Origin of the sequence: Streptomyces sp. NPDC048521 (assembly GCF_043199855.1) — a bacterium.
Taxonomy (GTDB): Bacteria; Actinomycetota; Actinomycetes; order Streptomycetales; family Streptomycetaceae; genus Streptomyces.
Genome location: NZ_JBICWR010000010.1, coordinates 73,199 through 85,843, shown reverse-complemented (window position 1 = coordinate 85,843; position 12,645 = coordinate 73,199). Strand labels below are relative to the sequence as shown.

The window sequence follows — 12,645 nt, the reverse complement described above, 5'->3', positions numbered from 1 at the left end:
GGTGGGCCGGCTGGTGGACCGTCCGCCGGGTCGGCTGGTGGGCCGTCCGGTGGGTCGTCGGGAGGGCCAGGGGCCGGGTCGGCTGGTGGGCCGTCCGGTGGGTCGTCGGGAGGGCCAGGGGCCGGGTCGGCTGGTGGGTCGTCCGGTGGGTCGTCGGGTGGACCGTCTGCCGGGTCGTCGGGAGGGCCAGCGGCCGGGTCGGCTGGTGGGTCGTCCGGTGGGTCGTCCGGTGTGACGGACAGCCCGGCCTCGCGGCTGCAGGCGCTGTTCGAGGGACACCGGCTCACGCCGACCCAGCGCCGCATCGCGCACAGCATGGTGCGGCGGGCCGCCGACGTGCCCTTCCTGTCCAGCGTGGAGCTGGCCGAGCTTGCGGGTGTCAGCCAGCCGTCGGTGACCCGGTTCGCGGTCGCGCTCGGCTTCGACGGCTACCCCGCCCTGCGCAAGCACCTGCGCGACGTCGTGCCCGCCGAACCGGCCGCCGAGGCGGGTGCGTACAACGAGTACCAGCAGGCCGTCGAGGCCGAGATCGAGAACCTCAGGCACCTCGCCGAACTGCTCGCCGACCCCCGCCCGGTGCAGAAGGCCGGCCGGCTCCTGGCCGCCTCGCGGCCGTTGCCGGTGCTCGGGCTGCGCGCCGCCGCCTCGCAGGCGTACGGCTTCGCGTACTTCGCCGCCAAGGTCCACCCGGACGTCCGGCTGCTCAACGAGGGCGGCACGATGATCCAGGACCGCATCGACGCGGCCGTCCGCGCGGGCGCCACGGCCCTGCTCTGCTTCGCGCTGCCCCGGCATCCGCGCGAGGTCGTCGACACCCTCGCCTACGCCCAGGAGGCTGGTCTGACCGTCGTCACGGTCGCCGACTCCGCCTTCGCGCCGGTCGCCAAGCACTCCGACCTGCTGCTGCCCGCCGCCGTCGGCACCGGGCTCGCCTTCGACACCGCGTGTGCGCCGATGCTGCTGGGCCGGGTGCTGCTGGAGGCGCTCTGCGACGACCTGCCGGACGCACAGGCCAGGCTGGAGGAGTTCGACGCGCACGCGGCGGCGCGGAACCTGTTCGTGGAATGACCTGCCGCTCTCTCAGATTCGTCTCACGTTCTGCTATTAGCTTCTGTACGAGACGCAGGCGCTGTGGAGACGTGACACGGGAGGCTGACGTGGCGCGCGGAGGTCAGGGACTGGCTCGGGTGGCCGTCGTCGTACGGGCGGGGGCCGCGCCGATGTGGTGGCTCGGGGTGTTCGCCGCGGGGATCGGAGTGCTGGTACCCGGGGTGACCGGGCGCCGGATCGGAGTGCCGGCCGGGGCCGCGCTGTTCCTCATCGGCGCGGCCGTCGTGGTGCTGGTGCGCCGGGGCCGGTACGCAGCCCTCGCCCGCGGGGCGGCCCGCGCGGGCAAGTACGACGTGCTGCAGGACCGGGCGGTGACCGTGCGCAACTGGCGCCGGGGCCACCGCTGGTGGCTGCTGCTGGCGTTCCTGGCCGCGCTCGGCGGCTCCTTCGTGGTGCCCGCGGCCGGTGGCATGCTGCTCGCCGGGATCGGCACCGGGCTCCGGCTGAAGGCCGCCTGGCTCGGCCGGCGCGAGCGGGCCGAGGAGATGCTGCTGTGGGTGCGCGTCGACTGGCTCGACAAGCGCGGCGGGCGCCCGGCGGGCAAGGCCGTGACGGGCCTGCGCGGTACGGGCGTCGCGGCCGGCGACGCGGCCCCGGGCGGGGCCCGCCGCCGTACCGCGGCGCTGGTCTGACTAGACCTCCAGCTCCGCCTCGATCTTCTTCAGCTGGTGCCGGGCCATCGCCAGGTTGGCCCGGCTCGCGTCGAGGACGAGGTAGAGGAACAGGCCGTTGCCGCCGCGGCTGCTGAGCAGGCGGATCAGGTGGTACTGGTCCGACAGGGTGATCAGGATGTCCTCGATGCCACCCTTGAGGCCCAGCATCTCCATCGTGCGCATCTTGGCGCGGATCACGTCGGTGTTGCCGGCGGCGGCCACGTTCAGGTCGAAGCTCTTGCTGCCGCCCATCGTGCCCAGCGCCATCCCGCTGGTGTAGTCGACGAGCGCGACGCCGGTGGCGCCCTCGATGGAGGTGAGGGCTTCCTTCAGTGCGGTCTCGGTGTTGGCCATGGTGGTCCTCTCAGCTGTCGGTTGCGGTGCGCGCTTCGGCGCTCGTGGTACGGGTCGTACGGGTACGGACCGGGGGTGCGGTGCTGACGGCGCCCAGCGGCCTGCCGGCCGGGCGGGCGGCCCGGGCCGCGGCCTCGGCGGCGTCGAGCAGTTCCCCGACGCGCGCACCGGCCCGGCGGCCCTCCAGGTGGAGCCGGCCGACGTTGACCCGGTCCTGTGCGAGCAGGGTCAGTACGGCGGTGCGGCCGGCCGCGTAGGTGGCGATGTAGCCGCGCTCGCCGCGCACCAGCAGCTCGCGGAAGCCGCCGTGTCCGGTGGCGTCGGCGACCCGTACGGCGACGCCGAGCGCGGCTGCGGTGAGCGCCGACAGGCCGTCCGGGTCGACCCCGGGGGTGTCGTGGGCGACGACGAGACCGTCGACGCCGGCCGCGAGGGAGCCGGTGAGCTGGGGCACCCGGCTGCGCAGCCGGTGCAGCTCGTCCAGGACCGTCTGCCGGTCCTCCTCGGACACCATCAGCTCTCTCCTCTCGGCGGGGCGATGCCGTTCAAAGCGCCTCCAGCGCATCCCTGAGCCTCTTCAGCAGCGCGATGTCGGGGTCGGTGACCGGGGGTGGGGGCGGCGGGGCGGGGTCCGGGTGGACGGGGGCCACCGGGGTGACGTGGCCGGCGGCCGCGAGCCGGCGCACGTCGACGAGCGTGTGGAAGGCCTGCCGGCCCAGGTTCCGGGCGATCTCGACGGCCGTGCGGACGCCGTCCACCCGGTCCAGGACCGCCCGCTGCCGGGGCGTGACCGGCGCGGCCGTCGCCGGGTCCGCGCGGATCAGCGGGGCGCTGTCGGCGGCCGGGTCGGGCCACAGCCGGTGCAGCAGCAGGCGGCGGCGCAGTGTCTCGCGTTCCAGCGCGACGACCGGGACCGAGGGCAGCGGGCCGGTCCGGGGCGTGTTGTCGTAGCGGAACCGGCCCGGGGTGCTGCTCTGTGCCAGGGCGAAGTACCCGGCGTCGTACAGCGCGTCCAGGTGGCACAGCTCCAGCGCGCCCGCGGGCAGCAGCCCGGACTCCAGCAGGAGTTCGGCGGCCTGCAGCGGGCCCGCGGCCTCGGCGGCGGCCCGCTGCCAGGCGGCGGCCGCGAGGGTGCCGTGGGCCGTGAGGAGCACGTCGAGGCCCGGGGAGAGGGGGCTCTCGGCGTGCACCACCCGGCCCTCGGCGAGGTACAGGGTGCCGTGCTCACGGAGCAGGACACCGGTGGCCCGCTCCTCGGCGAGCCGGGTCAGCATCGGGGACAGGGCGCGGGCGGCGGCCTTGTCCCGCACCGGCAGGGGCGGCGGAGGCGTCCGGACCGCGGTCATCCCAGCACCAGCCGGGCGGCCATCTCGCCGAGCCGGATGCGGGCGAGCGCGAGGTTGCCCTCCTCGCGGCCGAGCCACAGGTGCAGGAACACGCTGCTGTCGAAGGTCGTGTCCACGAACCGCAGCAGGTGGTAGCTGTCGTGGTTGCTGACGATCACGTCCTCGATGGGCGGATGCTCATCCCCAGGGGCCGCGAAGGCGCCGTGCTCGGCGGCCATCCGGGCCAGTTCGGCGGCCTCGGCGGCGGTCGTCTCGTGATCGCCGCCGGGGGCCTCCCCGACCGTGCCGAGGGCCAGTCCGCTCGTCCAGTCCACCAGTGCGGCTCCCCGGGCACCCGGTAACCGCATCGCTTCCAGCAGGCACTCGTCGATTCCGGGCACCGTGGCTCCCCTCCCGCCTGGGACTCCGGCTGAGTGACAGAGACACTACGCAACGTGTGTGCGGGGGGTGAGGCCTTTGGCATTTTCCAGTGGAACGTGCGTCCGGCGTACTAAGGTGGGTCAACTGGGGTGTGTGCCCGTTCAGTTGATCCATTTGTTCGAACGGACACGGTGTGTGTCAACGGCTCTCGTGCGCGCACAGGGTGGTGAGCGCCGACGCGTGCGCCCCACCGGACTCCGACACCACTTCGGCGATCGTCTGCGGTTCCCGTACGGTCGCGAACCTGATGCCGCCCGAGCCGTCCGGCGCGAAGCCGTAGATGCCGGGGCGGGCGAGGGAGTTGTAGGCGTAGTGGTGCGCGAAGTAGTACGCGCCCGTGTCGAGCGCCGCCGCGTAGTCGCCCTGGTCCAGAAGGGGCAGCGCGCGGCCCTCGGCCAGCAGGTCGCCCGCGAAGCAGGCCGGTCCGGCCACGTCCTGCACCACCTCCGGCCCCGCCTTGGGGCGCCCCTCGGCGTCGTACGCGGCGATCCGCAGCGGCCACGCCTCCGGCGCGTACACCGTCCGCGTCGCCACCTGCACGCCCGCGTGCGTCACCGCGATCCGCCGTCCGCCCGCGCTCTTGGCGTACTCCACCCGGGCCACCACCGTCCCGTGCTTGGCCAGCAGCGACCGCCCGAACTCGGTCACCAGCCCGTACCGCCCGTCGAACAGCCCCGGTACCTCCTCCGCCAGCAGCCGCGCGAACTGCGCGTACGACGGTGTCGTCCCCTCGGAGGCGAAGTTCACCGGCAGTCCGCCGCCGATGTCGAGCGTGTCGATCCGGTGGCGTCCGGCACGCGCGTTGATCTCCTCCGCGAGCGCGTACGTCTCCGCCACCCCCCGCGCCATCAGTGACAGCGGGATGCCCTGCGAGCCGGTGTGCGCGTGCAACCGGGTCAGCCACGGCCGCTCCAGATACGCCCGTACGACCCACTCGCGCGCCCCCTCGTCGCGCAGCGCCACCCCGAACTTCGAGGTCTCCGTCGCCGTGGAGGTCGCCCCGATCGTGCCGCCGCCGACCTGCGGGTTGATCCGGATGCCGAGCGGCGACCGGCTGGGCGCGGACCGCACCAGGGCGTCCAGCCGGTCCAGCTCCTGCGGATTGTCGGCGTTCACGGCGACGCCCAGCGCCAGTGCCTCGCGCAGCTCCGCCGGTGTCTTGGCGGGCGAGTCCAGCACCGTCCGGGCGGCCGGCACCCCGGCCGCCCGGGCCAGCGCCAGCTCCCCGGGGCTCGCCACCTCGGCGCCGATGCCCGCTTCGTGCAGCAGCCGCAGCACCGGCACCAGCGGGGTCGCCTTCACCGCGAAAGCGTGCAGGACCGGCGTCCCGGGTGCGGCGACCGCGTCGAACGCCGCCCGCAGGGCCGCCGCCGACCTCCGGATGCCGGTGACGTCCAGCAGCCCCACCACGGCCGCGCCCGGCCCCAGCAGTCCCTGCGCGACCGCCGCCCGTACCGCCTCGTCCCGCCGCCCGGCGCGCTCCCGGGCCCCGCTCTCGATGTCGTGCTCGTCCTCGTGCTCGTGCTCGTGCTCCACGGCCTTCCCTGCCCTGTCTCGGCTACCGGTGCTCCCAGCCAAACACCCACCGTGCGCGGACGGGGCCGGCCCGGTGTATTGACTAGCTCTATTCAGACCGACAGGATGTGAATAGACGCAGTAACAGGAGGAGGCAGACGATGTCGGGACCCCGCCCCGTACGAGCACCCCGCGGCACGGAACTGAGCGCCCTGGGATGGCAGCAGGAAGCCGCCCTGCGGATGCTGCAGAACAACCTCGACCCCGAGGTCGCCGAGCACCCGGACAAGCTCGTCGTCTACGGCGGCACCGGCAAGGCCGCCCGTGACTGGCGCTCCTTCGACGCGATGGTCCGCACGCTGCGGACCCTCAAGCAGGACGAGACCATGCTGGTCCAGTCCGGCCGACCGGTCGGCGTGATGCAGACCCACGAGTGGGCCCCACGCGTCCTCATCGCCAACTCCAACCTCGTCGGCGACTGGGCCAACTGGGAGGAGTTCCGCCGCCTGGAGGCCCTCGGCCTGACCATGTACGGCCAGATGACCGCCGGCTCCTGGATCTACATCGGCACCCAGGGCATCCTCCAGGGCACCTACGAGACCTTCGCCGCCGTCGCCGCGAAGAAGTTCGGCGGCACCCTGGCCGGGACGATCACCCTCACCGCCGGTCTCGGCGGCATGGGCGGCGCCCAGCCCCTCGCGGTCACCATGAACGACGGCGTCGCCCTGTGCATCGACTGCGACCCGCGCGCCATCGACCGCCGCATCGAGCACCGGTACCTGGACGTCAGGGCCGACTCCCTCGACCACGCGCTCCAGCTGGCCGTCGAGGCCCGCGATCAGCGCAAGCCGCTGTCCATCGGCGTCCTCGGCAACGCGGCCGAGCTGGTACCGCAGCTGCTCGCGATGAACGCGCCGATCGACATCGTCACCGACCAGACCTCCGCCCACGACCCGCTGTCCTACCTGCCCGTCGGTATCGCCTTCGAGGACATGGCCGACGCCGCCGCCAAGGACCCGGCCGGCTTCACCACCCGTGCCCGCGAGTCCATGGCGAAGCACGTGGAGGCCATGGTCGGCTTCCTGGACGCCGGCGCGGAGGTCTTCGACTACGGCAACTCGATCCGCGGCGAGGCGCGACTGGCCGGCTACGACCGCGCGTTCGCCTTCCCCGGCTTCGTCCCCGCGTACATCCGCCCCCTCTTCTGCGAGGGCAAGGGCCCCTTCCGCTGGGCGGCGCTGTCCGGCGACCCCGCCGACATCGCCAAGACCGACAAGGCGATCCTGGAGCTGTTCCCCGAGAACGAGTCCCTGGCCCGCTGGATCAAGATGGCCCGCGAGCGCGTCCACTTCCAGGGCCTGCCCGCGCGGATCTGCTGGCTCGGCTACGGCGAGCGCGACAAGGCCGGCGAGCGCTTCAACGACATGGTGGCCTCCGGTGAGCTGGCGGCTCCGCTGGCCATCGGCCGCGACCACCTGGACTGCGGCTCCGTCGCCTCCCCGTACCGCGAGACCGAGGCCATGCTCGACGGCTCCGACGCCATCGCCGACTGGCCGCTGCTCAACGCCATGGTCAACGTGGCCTCGGGCGCGTCCTGGGTGTCCATCCACCACGGTGGCGGTGTGGGCATGGGGCGGTCCATCCACGCCGGGCAGGTGACGGTGGCCGACGGCACGAAGCTCGGCGGCGAGAAGATCCGCCGGGTCCTGACCAACGACCCCGGTATGGGTGTCATCCGGCACGTGGACGCGGGGTACGACATCGCCGAGTCCGTCGCGGCCGACCGGGGTGTGCGGGTGCCGATGCGTGAGGGTGACGAGGCGTGAGTCGGGATCAGGGCGGGCACGGCAACGGTCCGGCGGGGGCCGAGGTCTCGTCGCCGGGTGCGGGTCCGGCCGTGCCCACCCGTTCCGCCGCGCGGAACGACCGCCCACGGCCGGTACGGCCCGCGGGCGCCGACGCGCCGCGGCCTGCACGGGGCGACGGCTCGTGGCCTGCCGGCGGTAGCTCCTTCCACGAGATGTGGCGCGAGCTGCGCCCCATCGGCCGGCACTCCGACTCCGGTGGCTACCGCCGGTACGCCTGGACCGGTGCCGATGCCGAGTGCCGGTCCTGGTTCCTGGAGCAGGCCGAGGCGCGCGGGCTGTCGTACGAGGTCGACCGGAACGGCAACCAGTGGGCCTGGCTCGGGGACCCGGCCGCCGGGGACGCCGTCGTCACCGGCTCGCATCTGGACTCGGTGCCGGACGGCGGCGCCTTCGACGGGCCCCTCGGTGTCGTGTCCTCCTTCGCCGCCCTGGACGAGCTGCGCAGCAGGAACGCCCGGCTCTCCAGGCCGTTGGCGATCGTCAACTTCGGGGACGAGGAGGGCGCCCGCTTCGGGCTCGCCTGTGTCGGCTCCCGGCTCACCGCCGGGCAGCTGACCGTCGAGCAGGCCCACCGGCTCACCGACGGCGACGGGGTCAGCCTGCCGCAGGCCATGGCGGCCGCCGGGTACGACCCCGACGCCATCGGGCCCGACCCCGAACGGCTGGGCCGGATCGGCGCCTTCGTGGAGCTGCACGTCGAACAGGGCCGCGCGCTGGACCTGTCCGGGGACCGGGTCGGCATCGCCAGTGCCATCTGGCCGCACGGCCGCTGGCGGTTCGACTTCCGGGGCGAGGCCAACCACGCCGGCACCACCCGGCTGGTCGACCGCCGCGACCCGATGCTGTCGTACGCCGAGACCGTCCTCGCCGCTCGCCGCGAGGCCGAACTCGCCGGCGCCGTCGCCACCTTCGGCAAGATCGCGGTGGAGCCCAACGGCGTCAACGCGATCCCCTCGCTGGTGCGTGGCTGGCTCGACTCCCGCGCCGCCGACCAGGAGACCCTGGACACCGTGGTCGGCGGTATCGAGAAGGCGGCCCGGGAGTACGCGGACGCCCACGGCATCGACCTGGACGTCGTCCGGGAGTCCTTCACACCGGTCGTGGAGTTCGACCACGCCCTGCGCGACGAACTCGGCCGCATCCTGGGCAAGGACACCGGCCTGACGGTGCCCGTCCTCGGGACCGGCGCCGGACACGACGCCGGAATCCTCTCCGGGAGCATCCCGACCGCCATGCTGTTCGTGCGCAACCCCACCGGTGTCTCGCACTCCCCGGCCGAGTTCGCGGCCGAGGACGACTGCGTGGCCGGGGTGAGCGCGCTCGCCGACGTACTGGAAGGGCTGGCCTGCAGGTGACCGAGCGGACCTACTGGTTGGAGCACGCCTGGCTCGACACCCACGTCGAACCGGGAGTCGTCGTCACCGTGTCGACCAGCGGCTCGGCCGCGGGCTCGAACGGCCGGATCAGCGCCGTCCGTACCGACGTGCCCGCCCCGCCGCCCGGAGCCGAGATCCTGCGCGGGCTCACCCTCCCGGGCCTGGCGAACGCCCACAGCCATGCCTTCCACCGGGCGCTGCGCGGCACCGTCCAGGTCGGCTCCGGGACCTTCTGGACCTGGCGCGAGGTGATGTACTCCGTCGCGGAACACCTGACCCCGGAGACCTACCACGCCCTCGCCCGCGCGGTGTACGCCGAGATGGCGCTGGCCGGCATCACCTGCGTCGGCGAGTTCCACTACGTCCACCACGCGCCCGGCGGCACCCCCTACGCCGACCCCAACGCGATGGGCGAGGCGCTGATCGCGGCCGCCGCCGAGGCCGGCATCCGGATCACCCTCCTCGACACCTGTTACCTCTCCTCCGGCTTCGGCGAGCCGCCCAACGGCCACCAGCTGCGGTTCTCCGACGGCAGCGCGGAGGCCTGGGCCGAACGCTGTGCAGTTCTCAAGGAGCGGGATCACGCACGGATCGGGGCGGCCGTCCACTCCGTACGGGCCGTGCCCGCCGGGCAGTTGGCGACCGTGGCGGGGTGGGCCGGGGAGCGGCGGGCCCCGCTGCACGTACACCTGTCGGAGCAGACGGCGGAGAACGACGCGTGCCTCGCCGCGCACGGCCGCACACCCACCCGGCTGCTCGCCGACCACGGCGTCCTCGGGCCGCGCACCACCGGCGTGCACAACACCCACCTCACCGACGAGGACATCGCCCTGCTCGGCGGCTCGGGCACCGGCACCTGCATGTGCCCGACGACCGAGCGCGACCTGGCCGACGGGATCGGTCCGGCCGCCGCCCTGCAGCGGGCGGGCTCCCCGCTCTCCCTCGGCTCCGACAGCCACGCCGTCATCGACCTGCTCGAAGAGGCACGGGCCATGGAGCTGAACGAGCGGCTGCGCACCCGCACCCGGGGCCACTGGACGGCCGCGGCCCTGCTGCGCGCGGCCTCGGCGGACGGTCACGCGGCCCTGGGCTGGCAGGACGCGGGCACCCTGGAGCCGGGGGCGCTCGCCGACTTCACGACCATCGCCCTCGACTCCGTCAGGACAGCGGGGCCGGTGCCGCGACTCGGTGCCGAGACCGCCGTATTCGCCGCCTCCGCCGCGGACGTACGCCACACGGTCGTGGGCGGTCGGCACGTCGTACGGGACGGCGCGCACGCGCTCGTACCGGACGTGGCGTCAGCGCTGGCCGACGCGATCGAAGCCCTTCGCGGCTGAACCCCGCCGAACCCGACCCGGCCACCCCTGAGGACACCATGAGCAGCAGCACCGTCATCACCAACATCGCCACGCTGGTCACCAACGACCCCTCCTACGGTGACGGATCCCCCCTCGGCCTGATCCAGGACGCGGCCGTCGTCATCGACGGCGACCGCATCGCGTGGACCGGTGAATCCAGCAAAGCACCCGCCACTGACAACCGGGTCGACGCGGGCGGCCGGGCGGTGCTGCCCGGCTTCGTGGACTCCCACTCGCACCTCGTCTTCGCCGGCGACCGCACCCAGGAGTTCAACGCCCGTATGTCCGGCCGCCCCTACACGGCGGGCGGCATCCGCACCACGGTCGCGGCCACCCGCGCCGCGACCGACGCGGAACTGCAGGCCAACCTCACCCACTACCTGGCGGAGGCGCTGCGCCAGGGCACCACCACCCTCGAGACCAAGTCGGGCTACGGCCTCACCGTCGAGGACGAGTCCCGCGCCCTGCGCATCGCGGCCGAGCACACCGACGAGGTGACGTACCTCGGCGCCCACATCGTCTCCCCGGACTACGCCGACGACCCGGCGGCCTATGTCGCCCTGGTCACCGGCGAGATGCTGGACGCCTGCGCGCCGCACGCCCGCTGGATCGACGTGTTCTGCGAGAAGGGCGCCTTCGACGGCGACCAGGCCCGCGCGATCCTGACCGCCGGCAAGGCGAAGGGCCTGCACCCGCGCGTCCACGCCAACCAGCTCTCCTACGGCCCCGGGGTCCAGCTGGCCGTCGAACTGGACGCCGCCAGCGCCGACCACTGCACCCACCTCACGGACGCGGACGTCGACGCCCTCGCGCACAGCGGCACGGTCGCCACCCTGCTGCCCGGCGCCGAGTTCTCCACCCGCGCTGAGTGGCCGGACGCGCGCCGGCTGCTGGACGCGGGCGTCACGGTCGCCCTGTCCACGGACTGCAACCCGGGCTCGTCCTTCACCTCCTCCGTGCCCTTCTGCATCGCCCTGGCGGTCCGCGACATGCGGATGACCCCCGACGAGGCGGTCTGGTCGGCCACGGCGGGCGGCGCGGCGGCCCTGCGCCGCACGGACATCGGCCGCCTCACCCCCGGCGCGCGGGCCGACCTGACCCTCCTGGACGCCCCCAGCCACGTCCACCTGGCCTACCGCCCGGGCGTTCCGCTGGTCAGCGGGGTGTGGCGCGGGGGCGTACGCGTCGTCTGAGCGGGCGTCACACGGCCTGGAGGCCACATCGGCCGGCCAGGTCGTCGCTGCCCGCAGAACGCCACCGCCGTCGCAAGGGCGCCGCCGTCAGGACCCCGCCGCCCCGAGGTTGTCGCTGCGCTCAGGAGACCGCCGCACCCTCGGGAACCGCCGGGTCGTCCGGCACCGTGGTCTTCCGCGCACCGGCGTCCCGCTGCCGGTCCGCCACCGACCGCCCCCAGGCCGTACCGGCGAGCACCAGCAGTGCGCCGAGCAGGCCCAGCCATCCCGGCCGGTCCCCGCCCACGGCGATGCCCACCGCCGCCGCCCACACCGGCTCCGTGCCCAGCAGCAGGCTCACCCGGGACGGGGAGGTGCGGCGGATCGCCCACATCTGCACGAAGAACGCGAACAGTGTGCAGAACGCGGACAGGTACAGCAGCCCCAGCCAGTCCCCGGCACCGAAGTCGGCCGCGGCCGCCCACGGCGAGGCACCGGTGCCCGGCACCGCCGCCAGCACGGCGAACACGACGACCGCGCCGCCCAACTGGACGGTGGTCAGCGACAGCGCGTCCGCCCCGCGCACCGACTCCATGCGGGACATGGCGAGGACGTGCACCGTACGGGCGACGGCGGCCCCCAGCATCAGCAGGTCGCCCCCGGTCGGGGCGCTGAACCCGGTGCCCTGGGTGAGCAGCGCCACGCCGAGCACCGACAGACCGGCGGCCGCCAGGAAGGATCCCGGCAGCCGGGTGCCGCGCACCCGGCTCTCCGCCGGCGGTGTGAACACCATGGTGAGGCTGATGATCAGCCCGGCGTTCGTCGCCGAGGTGTGCACCACGCCGTACGTCTCCAACAGGAAGATCCCGGCGAGGATCAGCCCCAGCAGCCCGGCGCCACGTATCTGGACGGCGCTCAGCGCCCGTAGCCGCCGCCATCCCGTGGCGACCAGCACGGGCAGCGCCACGGCGAACCGCAGCACCAGCACGGCCAGCACGGTCCGCTCCGTGGTGACGCCCTTGGCGGCCAGATAGCTGGAGCCCCATACCGCCGCGACCAGCAGGACGGGAAGATCGGTCAGCCGGCCGCTGCGGGCCGCGGTGACGCTCATGGACACTCCTCGGGGGACGTGCGGAAGGACGGGCGAGGGCGGCGGCAGGCACTCGGCGCGCCGTGCAGGCGATCAGCAGGACGTCACGGTGGGCGGCCGGCGCGGGGTCCACCGGGCGCACCGGGGTCACCGGGTGCAGCGTGCGGCGGTCGTCGCCCAGCAGCAGGTCACCGGGCTCGGACAGCGTAGTGGCGAGCAGGTGGGCGCCCGAGGCGGCGTACACGCCCGCCCTCGCCGCCACTGGCGTTGGCGCGGCCGATCAGCACCGAGGTGATGAAGGTGCCCCCGTCTCCCGGTGCCGGCCCTCGGTCGTGGTCTCCGCCGGCCTGCGCCGGGCGCCTGGTCACCGTGGTCTCCGCCCC

General features: G+C 74.0%; 12 protein-coding genes and 1 pseudogene. 6 read left to right on the top strand and 7 right to left on the bottom strand.

What is annotated here, in order from left to right; genetic code table 11:
• Positions 1 to 231: 231 nt before the first annotated feature.
• Positions 232 to 1,068 (top strand): MurR/RpiR family transcriptional regulator, encoded by an 837-nt coding sequence (locus ACGFRF_RS23225; protein ID WP_393742841.1) that lies wholly within the window; start codon positions 232 to 234, stop codon positions 1,066 to 1,068.
• Between the two features lie 89 nt (positions 1,069 to 1,157).
• Entirely contained in the window at positions 1,158 to 1,742 is a 585-nt protein-coding gene (locus tag ACGFRF_RS23220; protein WP_393742839.1) for a hypothetical protein, read from the top strand.
• On the opposite strand, the gene ACGFRF_RS23215 is transcribed toward ACGFRF_RS23220, so the two are convergent.
• From ACGFRF_RS23215 to ACGFRF_RS23195, 5 genes are all read right to left on the bottom strand, one after another.
• Positions 1,743 to 2,117, bottom strand: coding sequence for a hypothetical protein (locus ACGFRF_RS23215; RefSeq protein WP_393742837.1), 375 nt, complete (start codon positions 2,115 to 2,117; stop codon positions 1,743 to 1,745). It lies immediately after the preceding gene.
• A 10-nt stretch (positions 2,118 to 2,127) separates the two neighbouring features.
• Complete coding sequence (locus tag ACGFRF_RS23210) at positions 2,128 to 2,631, bottom strand: roadblock/LC7 domain-containing protein (protein WP_393742835.1); 504 nt, start codon at positions 2,629 to 2,631, stop codon at positions 2,128 to 2,130.
• Positions 2,632 to 2,662: 31 nt separating this feature from the next.
• Positions 2,663 to 3,463: a transcriptional regulator gene (locus ACGFRF_RS23205; RefSeq protein WP_393742833.1), complete on the bottom strand. Its 801-nt coding sequence runs from the start codon at positions 3,461 to 3,463 to the stop codon at positions 2,663 to 2,665.
• On the bottom strand, positions 3,460 to 3,843 hold the full coding sequence (locus ACGFRF_RS23200) for a hypothetical protein (protein WP_393742831.1): 384 nt from the start codon (positions 3,841 to 3,843) through the stop codon (positions 3,460 to 3,462). The genes ACGFRF_RS23205 and ACGFRF_RS23200 overlap by 4 nt, the downstream gene beginning before the upstream one ends.
• A gap of 178 nt (positions 3,844 to 4,021) precedes the next feature.
• Complete coding sequence (locus ACGFRF_RS23195; protein WP_393742829.1) at positions 4,022 to 5,419, bottom strand: diaminopimelate decarboxylase; 1,398 nt, start codon at positions 5,417 to 5,419, stop codon at positions 4,022 to 4,024.
• A gap of 140 nt (positions 5,420 to 5,559) precedes the next feature.
• Between ACGFRF_RS23195 and hutU the strand changes: the two genes are divergently transcribed.
• From hutU to hutI, 4 genes are all read left to right on the top strand, one after another.
• Positions 5,560 to 7,224: a urocanate hydratase gene (gene hutU / locus ACGFRF_RS23190; protein ID WP_393742827.1), complete on the top strand. Its 1,665-nt coding sequence runs from the start codon at positions 5,560 to 5,562 to the stop codon at positions 7,222 to 7,224.
• Positions 7,225 to 7,418: 194 nt separating this feature from the next.
• On the top strand, positions 7,419 to 8,621 hold the full coding sequence (locus ACGFRF_RS23185) for an allantoate amidohydrolase (RefSeq protein ID WP_393743246.1): 1,203 nt from the start codon (positions 7,419 to 7,421) through the stop codon (positions 8,619 to 8,621).
• The gene (locus ACGFRF_RS23180; protein ID WP_393742825.1) at positions 8,618 to 9,979 is read left to right on the top strand and encodes a formimidoylglutamate deiminase; all 1,362 of its coding nucleotides are present in this window, start codon (positions 8,618 to 8,620) and stop codon (positions 9,977 to 9,979) included. The genes ACGFRF_RS23185 and ACGFRF_RS23180 overlap by 4 nt, the downstream gene beginning before the upstream one ends.
• A gap of 38 nt (positions 9,980 to 10,017) precedes the next feature.
• Positions 10,018 to 11,193, top strand: coding sequence for an imidazolonepropionase (hutI, locus tag ACGFRF_RS23175; protein WP_393742823.1), 1,176 nt, complete (start codon positions 10,018 to 10,020; stop codon positions 11,191 to 11,193).
• Between the two features lie 121 nt (positions 11,194 to 11,314).
• On the opposite strand, the gene ACGFRF_RS23170 is transcribed toward hutI, so the two are convergent.
• Both ACGFRF_RS23170 and ACGFRF_RS23165 read right to left on the bottom strand, forming a co-directional pair.
• The gene (locus ACGFRF_RS23170; protein WP_393742821.1) at positions 11,315 to 12,283 is read right to left on the bottom strand and encodes a DMT family transporter; all 969 of its coding nucleotides are present in this window, start codon (positions 12,281 to 12,283) and stop codon (positions 11,315 to 11,317) included.
• A gap of 82 nt (positions 12,284 to 12,365) precedes the next feature.
• Positions 12,366 to 12,506 (bottom strand): annotated as a pseudogene (locus tag ACGFRF_RS23165) (2OG-Fe dioxygenase family protein); the annotation flags it as partial.
• Between the last annotated feature and the right edge of the window lie 139 nt (positions 12,507 to 12,645).